Genomic DNA, 22,182 nt, shown 5'->3' on the forward strand with positions numbered 1-22,182 from the left:
CTACTTCTTTTGCATCTTCTACAGCATCTTTTACGTCTTCTGCTTTATCTGCTGCTCCATCTTTTAATTCTGCTGCTTTTTCTACTACTGCATCTTTAACATCTGCCGCTTTATCCGCTACTACACTAGCTACATTTTTTACACCGTCAAATGCATCTTCTGCTGCTTCTTTTACTTTTGAAACTACTTTTTCTGCGAATCCTTCAGCTTGTAATTTTTCGTTACCTGTTAATTTCCCTAATCCTTCTTTTACTGAACCTTTTAATTGATCAAATTTGTTTTCTAATGACATAATAGTGCCTCCTAAATATTACTTTTTATTTATCTTTTTTTACCATGTTTTTTACGCCGTCATAAGCATCTTCTACGGCATCTTTAGCATCCTCTGCAGCTTCTTTCACTTTTGAAAATAGTTTCCCCGCGAATCCCTCATTTGCTTTGTCTGATACTACTTCTTTTGTTTCTTCTACTTTGTCTGCAGTCGCTTCTTTTACATCTTCTGCTTTGTCTACTACTGCTTCCGCTTCTTCTACTTTGTCTACAGTCGCTTCTTTTACATCTTCTGCTTTGTCTACTACTGCTTCCTTAGCTTCTGTTGCTACTTCTTTCACTTCTTCTACTTTGTCTGCAGTTGCTTCTTTTACATCTTCTGCTTTTTCTACTACTGCTTCTTTAGCTTCTGTTGCTACCTCTTTTGCTTCTTCTACTTTTTCTGCAGTTGCTTCTTTTGCATCTTCTACTTTTTCTACTACTGCTTCTTTAGCTTCTGTTGCTACTTCTTTCGCTTCCTCTACTTTGTCTGCAGTCGCTTCTTTTACATCTTCTGCTTTGTCTACTACTGCTTCCTTAGCTTCCGATGCTACTTCTTTCGCTTCTTCTACTTTTTCTGCTGTGGCTTCTTTTGCTTCTTCTGCTTTTTCTACTACCGCTTCCTTAGCTTCTGTTGCTACTTCTTTTGCTTCTTCTACTTTGTCTACAGTTGCTTCTTTTACATCTGATGCTTTTTCTACTACTGCATCTTTTACATCTACAGCTTTGTTTACCACTGCATCTTTTACATCTACAGCCTTATCTACAACTACTTCAGTTGCATCTCCGACTTTCTCTTTAACTACTGAAAATCCATCACTTATACCTGCTTTAGCTGATGTAAAGGTATCAGATGCAAATTCTCCTGTTGATTCAACAACATTAGACACACGATCTTGTAAACTTACTGAATCTGCTTCATGTTGTTCTTTAGTTTTAATATCGATTACATTGACATTAACTTCTACAACCTCTAGTCCAGTCATTTTATTTATATCAGTTGTAATCACTCGTTTAATTTCCTCAAAGATTTCAGGAACATTTTTTTTATATTCTACTATGATATTTAAATCAACAGCTACTTGTTCCTTACCTACTTCAATATTAACACCTGATGTAACATTATCAGTATTAATTAATTTATCTGTTAAATTTGAGAAAAAACCTCCATCAACTGCTAGTAATCCTGAAACATTTTCTAAAGCTTGACCGATAATTTTTTTAATTACATCATTATCAAATGTCAATTCTCCTCTAGCCTCACTATTACTTGTAGTTAATTCTTTTTTTTCTACGTTATTTTCATTTGGATTAGACATATATCTTTTCTCCTAATTACAAATTTTTATATTTTGTTCTTTATATAATATCCTGTTACAATTCCTAGTACAGTGAAAATCAAAACAAAAATAGTTTTGAAAAATCCTAAGAACAGAATTAAAAAAGCTAGAAATGCTCCCAATAATCCTGATACAACAGTGTATTGATGTTTTTTTAGCCATTCCATAATTTATGTCCTCACTTTACACGACTTGTACTCTTTTTATTTGCCTTTTTCTGAATATCTGAAACAGAAATCTTAAGTTTTACAGCTTTATCTATACCGAAAAACTCAACCAATCCATCTTTTATTCCTTCTCGAATCTCATCGCTCTTCTGAATAATATTCTCTGAAGAAGCTGATTCTCCTTTTACATTAATGCGGCATTTATTTCTTCTATTATTTATTTTTACCGATGGATTATTAATTAATCCTTGCTCAATCACTAAATTTTTAACAAATCCTTCAATAGCTGAATTTGTTAGTGATAATTTACCACCTTTATCAGATAGTTTTACTTCTAAATGTTGTTTAGGATAAAATGCTATTACTAATATTGAAAGAATTATCAATGTTGATAATACTAATGCTCCCCAGAAAATATATCTAGAAAGATAAAATTCTAAGAAAGAAAATTGTTTCCAATCGAATAATTGTAAATCTAAAAATTGTGGATCTAACCCGCTAACATTATGATACTCTATCATAATAGGAACCATAACCGTTAAAGCTAATAGACAAACAATAATAGAAATTATTTTTTTTGTTTTAGACATTTTAAACCTCCTTTCAAAAATTGACTATTCATTTTAGAAAAAAATTATTTAAGATTTTTTCCCAAAGAATATTGATACTATAGTTACTACAATTGCCGCACCTAAGATAGAAGGAATTAACGCCATTCCACCTAGGCTTGGACCCCAAGCTCCAAATAATGATTGTCCTACTGATGAACCTACTAAACCTGCGATAACATTAGAAATGATACCCATGGCTCCGCCTTTTTTTGTGATTCCGCCAGCTACAAACCCTATGAAACCACCTACTATAATTGACCAAATCATAATTATTTCTCCTTTCTTTAATTATTTTATATAAATATTTATACACTAATAACAAATATTTATTATAGATATGATATATCACTTTTTATTTTAAATCAATATAACTGCTCACAAAATTTAAAAAAGTTTTATAATTTATGTTGAAACACTAATTAATCAATAATTAAAACAGCTTTCATCATAAATATATATTTGAAAAAATAAATCAAAATTTACTATAAAAATAAGATTTATATAAATTTTAAATTATTATTTTTAATATTTTAATCAATAACAAATAAAACCTATTCATATAACACAGTTTTATTGATTTTAATTTATAAATGTTTTTTAGAAATATTTGTGATTAATATAATTATTTATCAACCTTAAAAAATCTGTATAAAAAAATAGGTGGTTGGCCAAGTTTTCTTTACTTCCGCCAATCACCTATAGTACAAAAATATTGAATCTCTTCCTTCGTTACTTCAATTTATCCATATCCTAACAAAAGAATTCAATAAACATTCGTCTTATTTTAATTTTTCTTTAACGCTGTCAATAGCGCCTTCTACTGCATCTTTAGCACCTTCTGCAGCTTCTTTTACTTTAGAAACTACTTGTTCTGCTAAACCTTCACCTTCTAATGATTTATCTCCAGTTAATTTTCCTAAACCTTCTTTAACTGATCCTTTGATTTCTTCGAATTTGTTTTCTAATGACATAATTTTGCCTCCTGTATATTACCTATCAATTTTTCTATAAATCGAAATTAAATATACTTTTCTTTAAATATTTTTCATAGATATTAATTTGTTAATTTCTATACTTTATATAATATATCATTTCAAATTATTAATCAATGAAACTGCTCGCAAATTTAAAAAAGTTTTATTATTTATCATGAAACAGTTTAAAAAGCTACTAGTAACAGTATTCTCACTACATTTATACTACAATAAAAAATCTTATAACAACAGTAATTTCTATTTATTTTTTAGATATTTCTACTATAAACAGATTCCTTTATTCTTTTTAACAGTTTATTGAGGTTAAATTTATTAATCTATTTTAGATTTATTCATAGAGGATGTAGAACTTACTAAAATTATCAAATAAGAGAGACTAGGCATCCTAATCTCTCTTGAATATTATTTATTATATTTCTCTACTATTTTCTTAGCGCTAGCTAAGTTCATATGTTTTTCTTTTCTTAGTTCTTCTACGATTAATTCAATATTATCATTAGTAGCTCCAGCTAAAATCGCTAAAGATTTTGCGTGTAGTTTCATATGACCTTTTTGAATTCCATCTCCTACTAACGCTTTTAGCGCTGCTAGGTTCTGAGCTAGTCCAACAGAAACGAGTATACTCGCTAAAGTTTTCGCATCAGGATTGTTTAATAATTCTCGCGCCACTTTTACAGTAGGATTTATTCCGATAGAACCACCCACGCTTGCAACCGGCATAGGTAATGTAATTTCTCCTAAAAGCACCTTAGCCTCTTCATCACAACACCAAGTAGAAAGTCCTTGGTACTTACCGTCTTTAGCAGCGTAGCTTTGACATGCCGCTTCTATAGCTCGCCAATCATTTCCACTCGCTATTACAACACTATCGATACCATTGAAGATACCCTTGTTGTGAGTTGCTGCTCGGTAAACATCGGCTTTAGCAAATTTACTAGCCAGTTCGATTCTTTTCGCAAGATACTCTCCATTTTCTCCTAAGTTTTCAAATGGAATAGTACATTTCGCTGTAACTAGAGAGCGTGTCGCATAATTTGATAAAATCGCCATTAAAGCTACACCCTCAGTTAGTGATTCTAACGAAACTTTAAGTGCCTCTAGCATAGTATTTAGCATATTCGCCCCCATCGCCTCTAAAGTATCAACGATAAGGTAAACAACTACGAAGTCCGTCCCATCTTCTGATAGAACTTTAACCTCAATATCACGAGCACCTCCACCACGAGCTACGATAGACGGATAAGCCTCATTCGCTGTTTTTAAAAGTAAATCTTTACTTTGTAAAATACGTTCGACCGCTTCATCAGTGTTAGCTATATTATATAAAGCTACATGTCCTACCATCTTCCTATCTAGGACTTCTGTTTTAAAACCACCAGACTTCGCTACGATTTTTCCAGCATTACTACAAGCAGCAACTACCGATGGTTCTTCCGTAACGAATGGTACCACATATTCTTTATTATCAACGACAAAATTTGGTACAACACTAAAAGGTAACGAGAAAGTTCCTATTACATTCTCAACCATATTATTAGCCGTATCAAAGTCTAAAACTTCATTATTTTTTAAAACAGAAAGATACTCTTCACTTAAAATATCAGCTTGTTCAATAACCTCTAAGCGTTCATTAATATTTTTTTTATAAAATCCACTCCAAATTTTTCCCATGATTCCCTCTATTAAAATTGTTTTTTATATACTCGCTTGTGATTTTCTATTTTTTCTAAGACAAATCTACTTTCATCTTTAATATCAGAAATATCTAAGTTTCCTTCTGCATCAACCGTAGTATCTCTGAAGAACATTTTTTCGTATTCATCTATTGAAATACGTGTTCTCTTATCGAAATCGTCAAAACGATTATTTCTTAATTGATCTTTATAACCTTCTACAAGAGTTAAACTGAATACTTCCGCAACAGCTCCACTTCCATAACTGTATAAACCAATCTTATTCCCTGCTTCTAATGTGTTATTATTTTCAAGTAGTGATAATAACCCTAAGAATAGAGATCCTGTATAAATATTACCTACACGTTGGCTGTATAAAATAGACTCGTTAAAACGAGCAAGTAACTCTTCTTTCTTCTCTTCTTCAGCCTGTTCTAATAATAGAGTTAAACCTTTTAATCCTAGTTTAGGATATGGGAGGTGTAAACATACCGCTGAAAAGTCATTAAGGCTTTGTTTTGATTTTTCAATATATCTATTCCAAGTAGTTGTTAAACAATCAAGGTATTGTTCAGTAGAAAATCTTCCTTCTACAAATGCATATTGTGAATAGTTCGGACGCCAGAAGTCCATAACATCACGAGTTAAACAAACATTATCATTGTTGAACTCTAAGATTCTTGGATTACTGCTTACTAACATAGCGCAACTTCCTGCACCTTGCGTAGATTCTCCAGAAGATTTAACACCGTATTTCGCAATATCACTAGCGATAACTAGTACTTTTGATTCTGGATTATTCATAACGTGGTTTTTTGCGAAATCTAATGCCGCAGTTGCTCCGTAACATGCTTCTTTAACTTCGATAGCACGTACGAATGGTTGAATATCTAATAGACCATGAATAAATACTGAAGAAGCCTTACTTTGGTCAATACCTGACTCTGTTCCTACGATAATCATATCAATTTTTTCTAAATCTTCTTCATCTAAAATTTCATATGCAGCTTGTGCTCCAAGAGTTACTATATCTTGAGACACAGGAGGTATACTCATTTCTAGTTGTAATAAACCTTTAGTGAATTTATCAGGTTCAATTCCTCGAGCTGTCGCTAAATCACGAATATCTAAATAATAATTTGGCATCGCAAAGCCAATCTTATCAATTCCTATTTTCATTATCAAATTCCTTTCGATTAATTTCGATCATTTATCTATACAATTTTTCCAACTATATTATACTATTAAACACTTAAAAATTAAAGTCTAATAGCCAGAAACTTTCTTTTATTGTTAAAACTTTCTATACAGATACTATTGTATAAGATTTTTTGAAAATAGTCCACAGATAGCATTGAAAAACTATAAAACATGAATAAATCTATTATAAAACAGAAATTAAATTATATGTATATCAAAGAGCACATTTATGTTATAAATATTCTAAATTTCACATATAATATTTTTTTCAAGTAAATCACTAAGAAAATACCACATTTTTCTCTCTAAAATATTTTCTTTCTCCACATTACAAAATAGTTTCTTTCTAATAAAAAAATTTTTTTGTAAGCATTTTTGTTGTTTATTTTTAATATTTTTCTTATAATAATAATATATTTACAAAAACTCCGGGAGGACAATTACTATGACATTTAAATTACCTGAATTACCTTATGGATTCGATTACTTAGAACCAGTTATCGACGCTAAAACTATGGAAATTCACCACGATAAACACCACGCTGCTTACGTTAACAACTTAAACGCAGCTTTAGAAAAACACCCAGAATTCGAAGCTAACTGCATCTGTGGTCTATTAAAAAACATCGATAACGTACCTGCTGACATCCGTCAAGCTGTTATCAACAATGGTGGTGGACACCACAACCACAGCCTATTCTGGCAATCACTAACTAAAGCAGATTCTTCTGAATTCGCTGGATTAGTTAAAGAAAAAGTTGAAGCTGAACTTGGTGGATACGAAGAATTCGTTAAGAGTTTCTCAGCTGCAGCAGCTACAAGATTCGGTAGTGGTTGGGCATGGCTTGCGTTAGATAAAGAAGGTAAATTAGTTGTTACTTCTACAGCTAACCAAGACTCTCCATACTTAACAGGTCTTACTCCAATTCTTGGATTAGACGTTTGGGAGCACGCTTACTACCTAAACTACCAAAACCGTCGTCCAGACTACATTAAAGAATTCTTCCGTGTTGTAAACTGGGATTTCGTTAACGAACGCCTAGCTAAACACTTAGAAAAATTAGGTAAATAATTACATAGATAAAAAGCATCTAGGAAATCTAATTTCCTGGATGCTTTTATTCAGCAGTTTCTAAAGTAAATTTTCAATTTCAATATAATCACTTATAACCTTATTTATTTCAATCATGTGGAAACTACTCTGAAATGATTTTTTTACGTTGTAATTAAGTATGAAATGTTTAAATTAGAAATAAGACCAACTATGATAAAGCATAAATATCTTACCCTTTTATATCATAATGATATCCAATTAGGCTTAGAACGCGATGAAACCTTCAAAGTTATTAGGCGAGCTATACTAAAAGACCTAACTACTGTTTCTAAAAAAATCAATCTAAAAAGACAAGGATTGAGGATATAGAATATCCTTAACCCTTGTCTGCTTCATTTTCTTTTACAATATCTTTTTGTGAATCTTTTTCAGATAGTTTTTGATCGATATATTTATTAATAATTTCATAAAATTCCTTGGTCGCTTCACTATCTAATTTTGCCGAATTCTGAACTTGATTAACTTTCAATTTAACAGATTGAATACCGTAAGAGGCTTGTTTTTGGTGAATTTTTTCTAATTCTTCTTCTGAAATCGGATCACCAACAATTGTCAAGACCAATTCATTGTCCCTTGACTTGTAGACTTGATTGATAACCGTATGATCGGCAAACTCTTTTCCTACAAACTGTTTGACACCTTCTTTTCTCGCTTGTTCTATAGTCAGAGTAACTGCCGAATAGCTGGCTGGAACAACCAATAATACAATCAAAGATATCAAACCAATTTTCATTTTAATGCTTAGCTCTTTGAATGAAGTTAAGGGAGATTTTCTCATTAAAATTTTTGCCCCAATAATGTTGGCTAGCATTATAAAGGCACAGTTAATCAAGAAAAGATAGAGAGCTCCAAATAAAAATCGTACATTTCCATTAGCTAAACCATAGCCGGCAGTGCAGATAGGCGGCATCAGCGCTGTAGCAATGGCTACTCCTGGCACAATATTGTTTGCTTCTTTTTTCCTTGAACCGATTACACCAGCAATCCCACCGGCAATAGCAATTAGGACATCCCAAATCGTTGGAGAAGTTCGGGAAATCAATTCGCTACTTGCATAAGATAATGGAGTAATCCAGAAATATAGAGTTGATACAAGTAAACTGACCAATACTTGAGTAAGTAAAACCCCTAGAGCTTGCTTGACTAAACGAGTGTCAAAAATAGCTAAACCTAATCCCAGTCCAACAATCGGTGTCATAAGAGGTGAAATTAACATGGCTCCTATAATAACAGCTGTTGAATTCATATTTAGTCCGATAGAGGCAATAAAAATTGCACACATCAAAATCGCTATATCTCTCGATCTAACATGAAGATCATCGTATAATTTTTCACGGTATTCACGTGTTGAATAATTTCCAGGCATCTGTTTCTCCTTTTATTTAATTTATTTCTGTTTATCTATTGATGAGGATAGAGTGATTTTCTATCAAACATTACATATGTATTTAAATTTCCTTAGTTCTCACCTGTAAGTCTTCTAAAAAATATCTCTTTTTTCTAGATAAATAAAAAAGCATCTATCAGTTGATACTTTATATTATATCAAAAATTTCACAGTCTTTCACTAAGAAACCCATCAGTTTAAAAGATTTTTATATCCTTTCCAAGATAGAGAACTGACAAAATTTCAGTTTCCTTATTCTAAGAACAAAGATGCAACAGATAGATATGGTTACACTCAACATCATTCCAGCAGCAATGACACCAATAACTTTTAAGATTAAGAAGTTACAACACTTAAAAGAATCACCTATCCATCCTAATTTAATGACAATTTAAACTACATATTATATAATTAAAGGCACTCTGTTTGAATATATAACATATTCCTACATTTGTTATTAAATAATTTGAAGGAGAATTAATATTGAATAATTGGAAATTTATCGCTGGTTTCATCGGAGTATTCGCAGTATATGAAATACTTGTATTTCTGATGTGGCTAGGCTTAAAATGGATGATCTCACCTTTCGTTCCCCCTAAGGTTAAACTAGCTATTGGTATCGCACTATTTATCATTGCTAATTTTTCTATTATAGCTTATATGTTAAGATTAGGAGCACCTTGGGTAAACTACGGAAACGTTTGGTACTTTTACTTCCTAAATGGTGCTGTCATAGGTATTATCTTATTAGTTGCTAAGTTATTACTGAAAATCTTTAAATTAAATCTTTCTCAAGGAATTAGTTTAAGTATAACTACTCTATATTTATTAGGTATGACTGCTCTTGGATTATTTTGGGCATACTCACCTACTGTGATTAATAAAACTATCAAGGTAGATAAACACATTGAAAAACCTATTAAAATCGCCATGGTATCAGATCTTCATCTCGGAACATTTTTCTCAAATCCTCAACTTGAAAAACTAAACAAGATTGTTAATGAAGAGAAGCCAGATGCTGTAGTTATCGCAGGAGACCTTATGGACGATGATATGGTTATGTACAAAAAACGCAACATGCAAGAGAATCTAAGTAAGCTAAAAGCTCCACTAGGCGTTTATACTACAATGGGAAATCACGACCGTGATGCACTAGAAATAGTAAACGAAGTTAAAAAGACTGGAATAATCCCACTATTTGATGAAAGCATCACACTTAATAACGATATAACTCTAGTTGGTCGTAAAGATAAGAGTGTCAGTCGTGATAGACTTGATACTGCCGACCTTCTTAAGAGCGTTGATTTAAATAAGACTATCGTTCTTGTCGATCATCAACCTGATGCTGTCGATTATCACGCTACCTTACCTATAGATGTTCAGCTCTCTGGGCATACTCACCGCGGACAACTATGGCCGTTAAACTTTATCACAGATGTAGTCTATACTCTAGATCATGGCTACGCAAAGATTAATGGTAAACATTTCTTCACTTCTGCGGGTTATGGTTTCTGGGGACCACCATTCAAAACTTCAGCTCGTAGTGAAGTATGGATGATTACTATTGAAGGAAAATAAAATATAAAAATTACCCCAAAAGTTAGTATATTCTAACTCTTGGGGTTGAATTTTATTCATATCTTGAAATATTATTGTTTAACCTCATCTCTGATGCTGTCCCATAGTTCTTTTGCTTGCACTAAATCTAAACCATAGTGCTCTCTAATAATTTTAATATTTGCAATATCACCAACATCTGGATTAACAACTTCTTTTATATCAGTATAATCACTAGCAATTAATTCTTTTGTTTCTTCCCTACGTTTATTCAAAGCATCTTCTTTCACAGCTTCCCATAGTGCTTTTGCATCATAAAGTACTAGATCTGTATATCTATCTCTTATCATTTTAACATTGTGAATATCTCCTTTAGTAGCATCGACTACTGAAAGTACTTCTTCTCTATTACTATCTTTCACAAGTTCATTAAATTTTTCTTTACTCACTTTTTGTTTTTCTGCCCATTCTTCTTTTGACTTACTGTTTCTAGTTGAGAAGAACATAAAAATCGCTATTGCTAAAATAATAATTAATGCTATCTTCATAATTAAATTCCTTTACTTCTTTTTACAATTTCTATTAGTTTTTTCGCATCTTTTCCATTTAAAAAGTATGCTTTTCTTAATGCTGCAATGTTAAATGCATCATCTTGACTTAAGTTTATAACCTTTTCTAATTCTTTTTTATAAGCTGGACTTTGAAGTCTTTCAAATGCTTCTTTACTCTTTTCATCACGCTTTTTTATCTTATCTCTTGCGCTAGAAATCATCGCATAGACAAATATAAATCCTAGCATAATATACAATGTATTCATGTTCATCGCAATTACTTCCTTTTTTTATTCTTTATAAATATTATATAGGTTTTGTAGGCGCTTGTAAACATTTTAATTAACTTATTTATCGCTCACTCCTTCTAAAAATTGATTTTTCTACTATAATTTGTTATGATTAATTGTACTTTAGTTAAAGGATTATTGAATAATGAAATTTTTAACAAATATTAACGATGAAAAATATACTGAATTTATAAAAAATCATAAACATGGCAATATGATGCAAGCTATCGAGTGGTCTCACATTAAAAATACTTGGGGTGCTGTAAGAGTAGCTGTCGCAGATGAAAATGACAATATTGTAGCGGCTGTTCAAATTCTAACTCGTCAAGGATTATGGTATGCACCACGTGGTCCAATTCTTGATTATACTAATACTGAGCTACTTAATTTCTTTTTAACTAACCTTAAGAAATTTGCCAAAGAAAAAGGTGCTAAAATGGTTAAATTAGATATCCCTACTGCGGTAAAAGATGAGAAGTTAGCAGTGTTTAAGGATGTAGAGGTAGATAGAGAGAACAACAGTCTTATTAAAGTATTCAAGGAGAATGGCTATAAACACAAAGGTTTTAGCCTTGATATGAGCAGTACTATCCAACCGCGTTTTAACACAGTTACGAAACTTGAACAAGAAGTTCCTGATCTTTTCCCAAAAGATACACGTCGCTTAATTCGTGATGCAGAGAAAAAATTCGTTGAAGTTAGACGTTGTGGTAAAGAGAATCTTGATGACTTCCTTTTCGCCCTAGCTTGTACTGAAAAAAGAAAAAATATCTCTCTTCGTGGACGTGAGTATTTCGAAAACTTACTAGATACTTTTGGAGATAATGCTTTATTATATATTTCATATATAAATGTAGAAAAAGCTGTAAAAGAATGCCATTCTAGAAAAGAAGCTATTGAAGATGAAATTGAAGCTCTTGGAGAAAAATCACCGAAGAAAAAACGCACCCTTCTTGAGCAAGTAGCCGGAATTGAAAAGCTAATCGTTTTATTCGATAGCTTAGAGATAGAAGATAAGAGCAAGGATCAAGTTATAAGTGCCGCGATTACTATCGCTTATGGTAACCATGCAGAAATTATTTACGCTGGTATGAATGAAGATTTCGCGAAACTTCCTGCCCAGTATAAAGTCTTTTCTGATACGATGAAAAAAGCCCAGGAAATGGGTGTTAAAGAAGTTTCTATGGGTGGAATCGAAGGAGATTTAAACGACAGTCTACTTGGTTTTAAATCAAAATTCGCTCCAAATATCGTAGAATACTACGGGGAGTTCGATTTAGTAATCTCTCACATATTCAATTTAATGTACAACTACGGATTACCACTAAGAAGAAAAATATTAAAACTAATCAAAAGATAAAAAAACAAGTCTGTAAATCATTATGGTTTACAGACTGTTTGTTTATTTTAATCTATTATTTTAATGTATATAAAAAGAAAATTGTTATTATAATTTCCAAGTAATTTTGTTCATTATCCATCCAAATATAACTGCAACTGCTGCAATAATAAAGATTATATGTAATCCTTGATATGAGTGTTCTATACTGTTAATGCCATTAACTTGGCTAGCATATACTAAACCATAAATTGATGCCATAAGAGTTTGGCCTAATGTTCTTAATAATAAGCTAAAAGTAGTAGCTATATTAAGTTGTTCTTTAGGTACGACTTCTTGAAATGCTACTTGTGCTGATGGGAAAATCAAACCATGGCCAAGTCCAAGGAAAGCACCACTAATCGAAATATAGTAATAAGAAACACCTATTGGAGCAAAGGCCATCATAAATACTGAAACAGCCATCGCCATAAAACCTATATTTATAAGTTTTTCAAACGACCATTTACTTATAAATTTAGCAGAAAATCTCGTTGCTAACATAACTGCGATAGAACTAAAAATCTGTGTCCCACCTGCCATAGTTGCACTAGTTCCTAATACAACCTGCGCCCACATTGGAGCGTAAATACTATATCCGATGGCAAAAGCATAGACCAACACCATAATTAAGTTTTTCGTAATGTAAGACATATTCTTTAACAGACTGATTGGCAGAATCGGTTCTGTTTCCTTTTTTTCCCACTTCCATAGTATATAACCACTAACAATTACAAATATTGCTAGTAAACTATTCATAAATATATTAAGTTTCGGAAGATTACTAATCCAATAAAGAATAACTCCCGAAATAATAACTAATAGTCCACTTCCAATGTAATCAACTCTTGGTTTTTGTGAAATTACAGTTTCCTTATAAAAAATTTGGATTAATACTAAAGAAACTACTGAAAATGGAATAAGGCTAAAAAATATCCAAGACCACCCTAATACATCAACTACAAAACCACCAGCAATAGGACCTAAGATACTTGCCACACCATAGAAGGCTGTTACCCTTCCTAAAGCAACAGCTCTTTCTTTCGCATCAGGAAAAAGCTTAGCATATATTACAAAAGGAATAGAAATCATTCCTCCTATACCAATACCCATTAATCCTCTAGCAAATACCATCATCCAGATATTTACAGAAAATCCCCCTAGTATAGAAGCTATTGCGAAGATTAAAATTGATAATTGAAATGCTTTTTTATTACCTATTACTTCTCCAAGCTTACCCCAAAGGACAGTAGTCATGGCTATAAAAAATAATAACATAGAAGTTAACAGACCTAATTGGTTTATACCATTTAAATCTTTAATAATTTGCGGTAATGCAGTATTCAACATTGTTGTATCAAGTCCACCTATAAAATTAGCTAAAAGCAAAGCTATCATAGATAAACGTTTTTGAATTTTCGTCATTGTATTTCCTTTCAATTCTTTTCAATTTATTTTCAACATATTTATTATATACTATCTTTTCTATTTTCGGAAGATTAAGTAGCCATATAAAAATTAAAAGAGCTATACTCATTAATGATTTCATCAAAATCATACTATTGAGTCAGCTCTTTTTGTATTATATTTTTTTAACGAATTCAGATTTTAGTTTCATAGCTCCAAAACCATCAATTTTACAATCGATGTTGTGGTCTCCATCAACTAATCTGATATTTTTAACGCGAGTTCCTTGTTTTAATGTAGAAGAACTACCTTTAACTTTTAAATCTTTAATTACTGAAACTGTATCTCCATCTTGAAGTACATTTCCGTTAGCATCGCGGTAAACTTTTTCCTCTTCTGCTGCACTAGTATCTTCTGGTGACCACTCGTGAGCACACATTGGACATACTAGCATATTTCCATCTTCATAAGTATATTCACTTTTACATTCTGGACAATTAGGTAATGTCATTTGTTTCCTCCATAAAATTTCATATTTGTACAAAGGATATTATACCATAATGAGAAGCAATATCAAAATAATATCAAAAAATAATTTCTTTAAAACGTTGATATTATAACGATTTCTTCCATAATATAATCTTATATCAAAAAAAATTTTAAAAATCGTCTACTTTTGTAGGCAAAGTACTTGAAATTTTAAAAAAGTAAGAGTAAAATATGAATTAAATAGTTTTCATTTATATTTATTATACAGATATAAAAAATAAACAATAAAAATTTAAAGTAAAAGAGGAATCAAATTATGGTTAAATATGATTTATTAGTAGTAGGATTCGGTAAAGCCGGAAAAACTTTAGCAGCAACATTTGCTAAAGAAGGAAAAAAAGTAGCAGTAGTTGAAGAAAGTAGTGCAATGTATGGTGGTACTTGTATCAATATCGGATGTATCCCAACTAAAACTTTAATCGTAGCTGCTGACAACAAAAAAGATTTCGCAGAAGCTAAAGCTACAAGAGATGCTGTTGTATCTAAACTTAACGCTAAAAACTTCGCTATGTTAGACAATAGTCCAAACGTTGATGTTTACACAGCTCACGCTAAATTCGTTTCAAACAAAGTAGTAGAAATTTCTGCTAACGGAGAAACTAAACAACTTGAAGGTGAAATCGTAGTAATTAACACTGGAGCTAAAAACAATGTATTACCAATTCCAGGATTAACAACATCTAAAAATGTTTACGATAGCACTGAATTCCAAAAATTAGAAAAAGCTCCTAAAACTCTAGGAATTATCGGTGGAGGTAACATCGGATTAGAATTCGCTAACCTATACGCTCGTCTTGGAGTTAAAGTTACAGTAATCGACTTCGCTCCTGGAATCTTAGGAAGAGAAGATAAAGATATCGCTGAACTTGCTCAAGGATACTTAGAAGAGGCAGGAATCGAGTTCAAATTAGGAACTGCAACTAAAGAAATCCGCAACAACGGAGAACTTGTAGTTGTTGATACAGAAAAATACGGTCCACTAGAATTCGAAGCAGTATTACACGCAACTGGACGTCGTGCTAACACTGAAGGATTAGGATTAGAAAACACTGACATCGAATTACGTCCAAACGGAACAATCGTAGTTGACGAATTCTGTCAAACAGCTGTAGAAAATGTATTCGCAGTTGGTGATGTTAACGGTGGATTACAATTCACTTATGTATCATTAGACGACTTCAGAGTAGTTAACGGATACTTACACGGTAACAAAGAGTACACAACTGCTGACCGTAAAAACGTACCTTACTCAACATTCATCTCTCCAGCATTATCTCACGTTGGATTACACAAAGAAGAAGCTGAAGCAGCATACCCTAACGTTGCAGTAGCATCATTACCAGTTGCTAACATGCCTAGAGGAGCTGTTAACCAAGATCCACGTGGATTATTCCGTGTAACTGTAGACAAAGACACTAACTTAATTCTTGGAGCTACTTTATTCGGTAAAAACTCAGAAGAAATTATCAACCTAATTAAAATGGCAATTGATAACAAAATTCCTTACACTTACATCAGAGATCAAATCTTCACTCACCCAACAATGGCTGAAAACTTAAATGATGTATTCAAATTAATCTAATAACTGCAAAAAGCTTAAAATCTCAATAATAATTTGAGGTTTTAAGCTTTTTTTGTTTATTTCAACTGTATTTCTACTATATAAAAATATAAAATCTTCAAATAATTAAAAAAATATGTCTCAATCCCTTTACAAATCAAGGCTTTTCTTGTATAATGTACACATGTCTTTTTAAAAAATACAATAAAATAAAAAAAGGAGATCGAACAATGAGTTTATATAAAAGAATTCCATTAATAGCAAAACTTATTATCGCTGTAACATTAGGGATAGTTTTAGGAAGTACTCTACCAACATCAATCATTAGAGTTTTCGTAACATTCTCATCTATTTTCAGCTCATTCTTAGGATTCACAATCCCACTTATTATCGTAGGATTTATCGTACCAGGTATCAGCCAAGTGTCAAACAACGCTGGTAAATTACTTGGATTATCAACAGGAGTTGCTTATATTTCTACAATTATCGCAGGAACATTCGCATTCCTAACAGCTGAAGCAGTATTACCAAACATCTTAGCTAACGCTACATTACAATCATTCAAAAACCCAGAGGATTTATTATTAAAACCTTTTATCGAGTTTAAAATGACTCCAATTTTCGATGTTACTACTTCTCTTATTATCTCATTCATCTTAGGAATCGGGATTTCAGCAACTCAGTCAGAAGGACTTAAACAAGGATTCGCAGATTTCGGAGAAATTATTGAAAAATTACTTGCTACAGTAATTATTCCACTTCTTCCATTCTACATCCTAGGTGTATTCATGAACATCACAGCTTCTGGTGAAGTATTTAAGATTTTAAAAATCTTCGCTATGGTATTCGTAATTATCATTATTATGCACGTAATAATCATTATTATCCAATACTTCGTAGCTGGAACAGTTAACGGAAGAAATCCATTTAAGATGCTTGTTAACATCTTACCAGCATACATGACTGCAATCGGTACTCAATCTTCAGCTGCTACTATCCCAGTAACACTAAGAAGTACTAAGAAAATGGGTGTTGATAAAAATATCGCAAACTTCACTATTCCATTATTTGCGACTATCCACTTATCAGGAAGTACAATCACATTAACTACATGTGCATCTGCAGTATTCTGGTTACAAAACGGTGCTGCATTCCCATCAGCTGCGGTAATGATTAAATTCATCTTATTACTTGGAGTAACAATGGTAGCTGCTCCTGGGGTTCCTGGTGGAGGAGTTATGGCAGCTCTTGGATTATTACAATCAGTTCTTGGATTCAACGAAATCATGTTATCTCTAATGATCGCATTATACATCACTCAAGATAGCTTTGGAACTGCATGTAACATTTCTGGAGACGGAGCTTTATCAGCAATCGTTGATAAGTTAAACAAACTTTTCTTCAAAAAAGACGCAGAACAAAACGCATAAAAAACTATCCCACAAATATAAGTTTGTGGGATTTTTCATATTCAATTAGTTAAAGCCATCTCGCATCACAATCAAAGAACAAGTGCCGATAAAATTTAGAAATAGCTATTCTGTTCTTTATAATTTCAAAGATCCTTTTAACTATATAATATAATTATTTTCACCTACTGTTTAAATTATTCTATTATTTGGTACATTAGAAATAATATATATTAACTTGTTCTTTATAGTGGTGATAATAAAATGCGAATGCATTTTATCGAGGAAAAGAAAGACTACAGGCTTTCTTTTTAGTCGGAAAACGACTTTAGTTGGTTGAAGACGTCTCGCACCACAATCAAAAGAACAAGTGTCTATAATGCCTAATTTATTGAAAAAGCAGCTCTTTGAACTTAATCTCCGAGCCGCTTCTTTTATTCTATTTAAGTTTATATCTTAGTTTTACCGGGTTATGATCACTATATCTATACTCTTGATTTAGCGTCTCTACCCCAAGTACTTCTATATTATCACTAGCAATATATCCATCGATAATAAAGCCATAAGTACCTTCACTATCCTTCACATAAGGTTTATTATTAAGTCTCGCAGAATTTTTACTTTCATCATATACTAAGTTAAATCCTGCAGGTAACATACTCTTATCTAGATTCTCAGCACGCCATAATTCTTTTGGCACAACGTTAATCTCATCTTGTGTTAAAGTTTTTAACGACTGATTAAAATCCGCTCCAACAAGAACATAATTACCTTTCTTATACTCATAATCGATAAATTCAAGAAGTTGTTTCATCTGAGCTTTTTTACCCGAATTACCTTTATCATAAGCATCCAGGTGAGCATTAATCAACACTAAATGCTTATCACTATTTTCAACTTTTGTATAAATAACAGAGAATCCTCGTTTTAAATTAGCAAGTCTCTCTGGGAATGTGAATGGTATTGCCATTTGGAATCTTCTTGCATTCTCCACGTTGAAACTAGTCGCAGTATAAATACCACTCTTAACTTTCCCTAACGGTGGTACTGGATAAGGTACATATCTAACCTTGAAATTATACGCTAAAATACTATTTAAACCTAGTATCTCATCAAATTTAGTAACTTGGTTGATATTGTAACTACGTTTTGAATCTTCATCTATCTCTTGAATAAAATTGACATTAGCATTCTCATTTTTTACTATCTCTGTAATGTTTTTTAGATTTTCTTCAACATGAGCTTTATCTAGTGGTAGAACCATCTTTCCACCATCCATAAAGAAATCTTCATCTTTATCAAGACCAGCATATCCTATATTCCAGTTAAGAGCTGTGTACTCTGTTCCTACCTTAGCAGTTTCTGAAGTACCTTGTTTAGTTACCTTCAAACTCTCAACTCCGTTAGGACTATATTCTGTAGCCCATAAATATCCAACTAATCCTGCAAACCCTAAAATCCCCATAAGCACTAACCCTAATACTATCTTTAATATTTTTTTCATCTTTAACCTCATAAAAAATAGAAGGCACAAGGAAATCTATCTATAAATCGTGATTTTCAAGCTGCCCTCCATTAAATTTCATTGTAAATTATTTAATTACTTTTTTTGTCTCGTAGTTGTGAAACTATAATACCTACAAAGACGATAAGCATACCTATTCCTTCTCTTAGGCCTATATGCTCACCAAGAATAAGAACTCCACCTATCGCAGCTACAACTGACTCTAAACTTAATATCAACGACGCTGTATGCGGTGGAACATCTTTTTGTCCTACGATTTGTAAAGTATATCCTACTCCACTAGAAAGCACCCCTATCGCAAGTAGTGGCCAAATAACACTCATTATATCTGCAAAGACGATTGTTTCCTTGAAAGTTGCTAATCCTAAACTCATTATAGATACAACTACTAATTGAACAAGTGATAAGAACATTGAATTAACTCTAGCAGCTGAATAGTCAATAACAATAATATGAATCCCGAATAAAACCGCACTGATTAGGACGATAATATCTCCCATCTCTAACGCAAATTCTTCTTTTACCGATAAGAAATAAAAACCAATTACAGATAAAATTAATCCTATAATAAAGAATTTATTAAGCTTATTACCTAAGAATACCCCGATAAATGGTACTATACAAATGTATAACACTGTAATAAACCCAGCTTTCCCTGCTGTTGTCATCCCGATACCTATTTGCGAAATATACATTGCAAAAAATAATACTATTCCACAGATACCACCAAGTATCCAACTTTTATTTTTTGTTATTGGCTCTGCCAAAATCTTAGGATCCTGACTTCTATATAGACTTGGAATCAGAAGTGCTACAGCACCAAGAAATACTACTGCGATTACTGATCTTATACCTACAACTGTAAGAGGTCCTAAAACCTTACTCGCAATATTTTGCCAGATAAAAGCTAATCCCCAAATAATCGTAACAATTATTAACAATAACTCCGAAATAAATTTTCTCATTAATACACCTTTCCTATAAATTTTCTATGAATTTTAAAATTCTAAAAGTATTCACTATCATAGCAATAAATACATTATACTTTTATAATTTTATACGTTATTTACAAAAAATTCAACTGTTAGCATTCCATATACTGGTATTATTAAATACAACTTCTCACAGTCACTATTTCCTCGGAAATACTCTAAAATTTCTATCGATAATTAGAAAAGAGCAACTCAAAGACATCTATTTCAAACGAAATATTAATCTTCAAGTTGCTCTTAGTTATTTTAATTTAATATTTTACAATCTAAACAATTATACACGTCATAATAATCTAATAAAACGAGGTTTTATTTATGTTTTTTCTGATTAATTTCATATTCAATCACTATATATTATTTTTCAGGAGCTTCTTTTGTTAGTTCTAAATTTTCCACACTTAAACGTCCTTTTGTGAAATCTTCAACATTGAAGTGTTTTACTCTCTTGTTAACATAAGTGATTTCTGTATCCCAGCTTAGTCCAAAGAATGGTAATTCATCTGCGATTAAATCATCGAATTTGTTGTATGCTTCTTTTAATTTATTATCATCAAACATTTCATCTGATCTTTGTTCTTTGAAGGCTTCATCGATTTTGTCACTTGTATATCTGAAGTAGTTGAATTGTGACTGACGACCGAATAATTCTTGACGACTAGGGTCTGATCCGTGGTGACCTGCACCTAAGAATAAATCAATCTCTGGGTCATCTCCTAGCACTCGTTGATCCCATTCTTTTTTACCCATTAGCTTATTATCTAGTAATTTAACATCTAGACCTACTTCTTTCCATGATTTAATAAATGTGTCGGCTAGGGCTTGGTCATAGTTATTTCCACCTTGGAAGGCAAAGTTGAATACTAGTTTGTTTCCTTTATTATCTTCTCTTAATCCGTCTCCGTCTACATCTTTATAGCCAGCTTCATCTAATAGTTTTTTAGCTTTTTCTACATCTTTTTTAACAACAGTTGCTTTTTCATTTCTTAGTTTTCCTACTGTTGGTGGATATAGTGCTGATCCAGTCGGTGTGAAACGTAGACCTTTATAGATTTTCTCATTGATTTGATCACGGTCAACTGCATATAAGAAGGCTTGTCTTACATTTTTATTATTAAATTTAGTGTTTTCTAAAGGTACATTTTCTTTTTTCTCTTTATCGTATTTACCAAATTTAAATCCTACAAATGACATGAATGAAGATGGTTGTCCTAGTAACTCACCATTTTTCGCATCTTTTAATCCTTCATAAACTGTTGTGTTAATGTCAGTTAGGTAATCTATTTCACCATTTTTAAGTATTTGACTCGCTTGCGCTGGTGCTACTGCTTTGAATTCGACTTTAGGAACTTTTATCTCATCTTTTTTATAGTAGTATGGGTTAGCCTCAGCTATAACGCTCTCCCCTTGTACTTCTTTAGTTATTACATAAGGACCGTATGACAATGGACGTTTTGTTAATTCAGCTTCTCCAAATCTTGCAAAGTCAGTTACTTTTGCGATTTGTTTTGCGTTAGAGAATGCGTAAATAAATCCATCTCCCCATAACATCGAAGGTGATAACTTACTATATTTAATAACTACTGTTTTATCATCTTTCGCTTGAATACCTGAGATTGTTTTAGCTTTTCCTTCATGATAATCTTTCATACCTTCGATAAGCTCAAATGAACCGTTATATCTTACATTTTCTGTGTATTTTGGATTTCCTAGCAGTTCATAACTAGCGATTATATCTTTTGATGTAAGATCTTCACCATTATTCCATTTCACGCCATCATGAATCGTTAAGGTTGCTTCATTTTTATCTTTGTCTATGTGTAATTTTACAGGTGCATCGTTGTCATCTAACTTATATTTCAACGCATCATCTACTGGGAAAGTTTTTCCGAATACTGTTTCTGTAATAACTCCATCAGCCTTGTTAGCGTGTAGTACTGGGTGGAATAATCCAACAAATGGGCTATTTGTTAGTATTCCATATTTGAATGTAGCATCCTTAACTGTATTCCCCCCATTATCCGCAGATACTTTGAAGTCTACTTTCGCTTTAGTTTGGTTTTGGTTACCGCTATTCGAGCCTGTAGAACATCCTGCTAATAAAATTGATAATGCAAATACAGAACTGAATACTGATAATATTTTTCTTTGTTTCATAGTTAATTTTCTC

21 protein-coding genes are annotated in these 22,182 nt (G+C 32.1%); 5 read left to right on the forward strand and 16 right to left on the reverse strand.

The features are described 5' to 3' along the window. The 8 genes from O3884_RS04340 to O3884_RS04375 all read right to left on the reverse strand — a co-directional run. On the reverse strand, positions 1 to 292 hold a 292-nt coding region (locus O3884_RS04340; protein WP_371451943.1), incomplete at its 3' end, for a CsbD family protein. Between the two features lie 25 nt (positions 293 to 317). Next, complete coding sequence (locus O3884_RS04345) at positions 318 to 1,628, reverse strand: Asp23/Gls24 family envelope stress response protein (RefSeq protein ID WP_371451945.1); 1,311 nt, start codon at positions 1,626 to 1,628, stop codon at positions 318 to 320. 26 nt (positions 1,629 to 1,654) lie between these two features. Next, positions 1,655 to 1,816 carry a DUF2273 domain-containing protein gene (locus tag O3884_RS04350; RefSeq protein WP_294682755.1) on the reverse strand — a complete coding sequence of 54 codons (162 nt, stop codon included), beginning with the start codon at positions 1,814 to 1,816 and terminating at the stop codon, positions 1,655 to 1,657. Between the two features lie 11 nt (positions 1,817 to 1,827). Continuing rightward, the gene (gene amaP, locus O3884_RS04355) at positions 1,828 to 2,406 is read right to left on the reverse strand and encodes an alkaline shock response membrane anchor protein AmaP (RefSeq protein WP_371451948.1); all 579 of its coding nucleotides are present in this window, start codon (positions 2,404 to 2,406) and stop codon (positions 1,828 to 1,830) included. Positions 2,407 to 2,454: 48 nt separating this feature from the next. Next, positions 2,455 to 2,694 (reverse strand): GlsB/YeaQ/YmgE family stress response membrane protein, encoded by a 240-nt coding sequence (locus O3884_RS04360; protein ID WP_371451950.1) that lies wholly within the window; start codon positions 2,692 to 2,694, stop codon positions 2,455 to 2,457. Between the two features lie 512 nt (positions 2,695 to 3,206). Beyond that, positions 3,207 to 3,398: a CsbD family protein gene (locus tag O3884_RS04365; RefSeq protein ID WP_371451951.1), complete on the reverse strand. Its 192-nt coding sequence runs from the start codon at positions 3,396 to 3,398 to the stop codon at positions 3,207 to 3,209. Between the two features lie 426 nt (positions 3,399 to 3,824). Continuing rightward, the gene (locus tag O3884_RS04370; protein WP_371451953.1) at positions 3,825 to 5,093 is read right to left on the reverse strand and encodes a hydroxymethylglutaryl-CoA reductase, degradative; all 1,269 of its coding nucleotides are present in this window, start codon (positions 5,091 to 5,093) and stop codon (positions 3,825 to 3,827) included. A gap of 11 nt (positions 5,094 to 5,104) precedes the next feature. After that, the gene (locus O3884_RS04375; protein ID WP_371451955.1) at positions 5,105 to 6,274 is read right to left on the reverse strand and encodes a hydroxymethylglutaryl-CoA synthase; all 1,170 of its coding nucleotides are present in this window, start codon (positions 6,272 to 6,274) and stop codon (positions 5,105 to 5,107) included. Positions 6,275 to 6,740: 466 nt separating this feature from the next. Here O3884_RS04375 and O3884_RS04380 point away from each other — a divergent pair, with 466 nt between their 5' ends. Further along, positions 6,741 to 7,367, forward strand: coding sequence for a superoxide dismutase (locus tag O3884_RS04380; RefSeq protein ID WP_314395779.1), 627 nt, complete (start codon positions 6,741 to 6,743; stop codon positions 7,365 to 7,367). Between the two features lie 358 nt (positions 7,368 to 7,725). On the opposite strand, the gene O3884_RS04390 is transcribed toward O3884_RS04380, so the two are convergent. Further along, entirely contained in the window at positions 7,726 to 8,775 is a 1,050-nt protein-coding gene (locus tag O3884_RS04390) for a DUF389 domain-containing protein (RefSeq protein ID WP_371451957.1), read from the reverse strand. Between the two features lie 504 nt (positions 8,776 to 9,279). Here O3884_RS04390 and O3884_RS04395 point away from each other — a divergent pair. Further along, positions 9,280 to 10,374, forward strand: coding sequence for a metallophosphoesterase (locus O3884_RS04395; RefSeq protein WP_371451959.1), 1,095 nt, complete (start codon positions 9,280 to 9,282; stop codon positions 10,372 to 10,374). A gap of 71 nt (positions 10,375 to 10,445) precedes the next feature. Here O3884_RS04395 and O3884_RS04400 read toward each other — a convergent pair whose 3' ends face one another. Both O3884_RS04400 and O3884_RS04405 read right to left on the reverse strand, forming a co-directional pair. After that, positions 10,446 to 10,901 carry a hypothetical protein gene (locus O3884_RS04400; protein WP_371451960.1) on the reverse strand — a complete coding sequence of 152 codons (456 nt, stop codon included), beginning with the start codon at positions 10,899 to 10,901 and terminating at the stop codon, positions 10,446 to 10,448. Between the two features lie 2 nt (positions 10,902 to 10,903). After that, positions 10,904 to 11,176: a hypothetical protein gene (locus O3884_RS04405; protein WP_371451962.1), complete on the reverse strand. Its 273-nt coding sequence runs from the start codon at positions 11,174 to 11,176 to the stop codon at positions 10,904 to 10,906. A gap of 163 nt (positions 11,177 to 11,339) precedes the next feature. On the opposite strand from O3884_RS04405, the gene O3884_RS04410 reads away from it, so the two are divergent. Beyond that, complete coding sequence (locus tag O3884_RS04410; RefSeq protein ID WP_371451965.1) at positions 11,340 to 12,554, forward strand: lipid II:glycine glycyltransferase FemX; 1,215 nt, start codon at positions 11,340 to 11,342, stop codon at positions 12,552 to 12,554. 87 nt (positions 12,555 to 12,641) lie between these two features. Here O3884_RS04410 and O3884_RS04415 read toward each other — a convergent pair whose 3' ends face one another. Beyond that, positions 12,642 to 13,997 carry an MFS transporter gene (locus O3884_RS04415; protein ID WP_371451967.1) on the reverse strand — a complete coding sequence of 452 codons (1,356 nt, stop codon included), beginning with the start codon at positions 13,995 to 13,997 and terminating at the stop codon, positions 12,642 to 12,644. 157 nt (positions 13,998 to 14,154) lie between these two features. Beyond that, a complete protein-coding gene (locus tag O3884_RS04420) occupies positions 14,155 to 14,490 on the reverse strand; it encodes a zinc ribbon domain-containing protein YjdM (RefSeq protein WP_371451968.1) in 336 nt (111 codons plus the stop codon). 294 nt (positions 14,491 to 14,784) lie between these two features. Here O3884_RS04420 and O3884_RS04425 point away from each other — a divergent pair, with 294 nt between their 5' ends. Both O3884_RS04425 and O3884_RS04430 read left to right on the forward strand, forming a co-directional pair. After that, positions 14,785 to 16,110, forward strand: coding sequence for an FAD-containing oxidoreductase (locus O3884_RS04425; RefSeq protein ID WP_271987063.1), 1,326 nt, complete (start codon positions 14,785 to 14,787; stop codon positions 16,108 to 16,110). Positions 16,111 to 16,319: 209 nt separating this feature from the next. Next, the gene (locus tag O3884_RS04430; protein WP_371451971.1) at positions 16,320 to 17,519 is read left to right on the forward strand and encodes a dicarboxylate/amino acid:cation symporter; all 1,200 of its coding nucleotides are present in this window, start codon (positions 16,320 to 16,322) and stop codon (positions 17,517 to 17,519) included. A gap of 418 nt (positions 17,520 to 17,937) precedes the next feature. On the opposite strand, the gene O3884_RS04435 is transcribed toward O3884_RS04430, so the two are convergent. From O3884_RS04435 to O3884_RS04445, 3 genes are all read right to left on the reverse strand, one after another. Next, a complete protein-coding gene (locus O3884_RS04435; RefSeq protein WP_371451972.1) occupies positions 17,938 to 19,002 on the reverse strand; it encodes an endonuclease in 1,065 nt (354 codons plus the stop codon). A 92-nt stretch (positions 19,003 to 19,094) separates the two neighbouring features. Then, positions 19,095 to 19,988 carry a DMT family transporter gene (locus O3884_RS04440; RefSeq protein WP_371451974.1) on the reverse strand — a complete coding sequence of 298 codons (894 nt, stop codon included), beginning with the start codon at positions 19,986 to 19,988 and terminating at the stop codon, positions 19,095 to 19,097. A gap of 381 nt (positions 19,989 to 20,369) precedes the next feature. After that, entirely contained in the window at positions 20,370 to 22,169 is a 1,800-nt protein-coding gene (locus O3884_RS04445) for an ABC transporter substrate-binding protein (protein ID WP_371451976.1), read from the reverse strand. Positions 22,170 to 22,182: the final 13 nt, after the last annotated feature.

Origin of the sequence: Gemella sp. 20925_1_85, assembly GCF_041433735.1 — a bacterium.
GTDB lineage: Bacteria > Bacillota > Bacilli > Staphylococcales > Gemellaceae > Gemella.

Coding starts and splice junctions, on each gene's coding strand:
- O3884_RS04350 (WP_294682755.1), bottom strand. CDS start 1,816: ATGGAATGGCTAAAAAAACATCAATACACTGTTGTATCAGGATTATTG.
- O3884_RS04380 (WP_314395779.1), top strand. CDS start 6,741: ATGACATTTAAATTACCTGAATTACCTTATGGATTCGATTACTTAGAA.
- O3884_RS04345 (WP_371451945.1), bottom strand. CDS start 1,628: ATGTCTAATCCAAATGAAAATAACGTAGAAAAAAAAGAATTAACTACA.
- O3884_RS04445 (WP_371451976.1), bottom strand. CDS start 22,169: ATGAAACAAAGAAAAATATTATCAGTATTCAGTTCTGTATTTGCATTA.
- O3884_RS04375 (WP_371451955.1), bottom strand. CDS start 6,274: ATGAAAATAGGAATTGATAAGATTGGCTTTGCGATGCCAAATTATTAT.
- O3884_RS04390 (WP_371451957.1), bottom strand. CDS start 8,775: ATGCCTGGAAATTATTCAACACGTGAATACCGTGAAAAATTATACGAT.
- O3884_RS04365 (WP_371451951.1), bottom strand. CDS start 3,398: ATGTCATTAGAAAACAAATTCGAAGAAATCAAAGGATCAGTTAAAGAA.
- O3884_RS04405 (WP_371451962.1), bottom strand. CDS start 11,176: ATGAACATGAATACATTGTATATTATGCTAGGATTTATATTTGTCTAT.
- O3884_RS04370 (WP_371451953.1), bottom strand. CDS start 5,093: ATGGGAAAAATTTGGAGTGGATTTTATAAAAAAAATATTAATGAACGC.
- O3884_RS04360 (WP_371451950.1), bottom strand. CDS start 2,694: ATGATTTGGTCAATTATAGTAGGTGGTTTCATAGGGTTTGTAGCTGGC.
- O3884_RS04410 (WP_371451965.1), top strand. CDS start 11,340: ATGAAATTTTTAACAAATATTAACGATGAAAAATATACTGAATTTATA.
- O3884_RS04440 (WP_371451974.1), bottom strand. CDS start 19,988: ATGAGAAAATTTATTTCGGAGTTATTGTTAATAATTGTTACGATTATT.
- O3884_RS04425 (WP_271987063.1), top strand. CDS start 14,785: ATGGTTAAATATGATTTATTAGTAGTAGGATTCGGTAAAGCCGGAAAA.
- O3884_RS04420 (WP_371451968.1), bottom strand. CDS start 14,490: ATGACATTACCTAATTGTCCAGAATGTAAAAGTGAATATACTTATGAA.
- O3884_RS04400 (WP_371451960.1), bottom strand. CDS start 10,901: ATGAAGATAGCATTAATTATTATTTTAGCAATAGCGATTTTTATGTTC.
- O3884_RS04430 (WP_371451971.1), top strand. CDS start 16,320: ATGAGTTTATATAAAAGAATTCCATTAATAGCAAAACTTATTATCGCT.
- O3884_RS04435 (WP_371451972.1), bottom strand. CDS start 19,002: ATGAAAAAAATATTAAAGATAGTATTAGGGTTAGTGCTTATGGGGATT.
- amaP (WP_371451948.1), bottom strand. CDS start 2,406: ATGTCTAAAACAAAAAAAATAATTTCTATTATTGTTTGTCTATTAGCT.
- O3884_RS04415 (WP_371451967.1), bottom strand. CDS start 13,997: ATGACGAAAATTCAAAAACGTTTATCTATGATAGCTTTGCTTTTAGCT.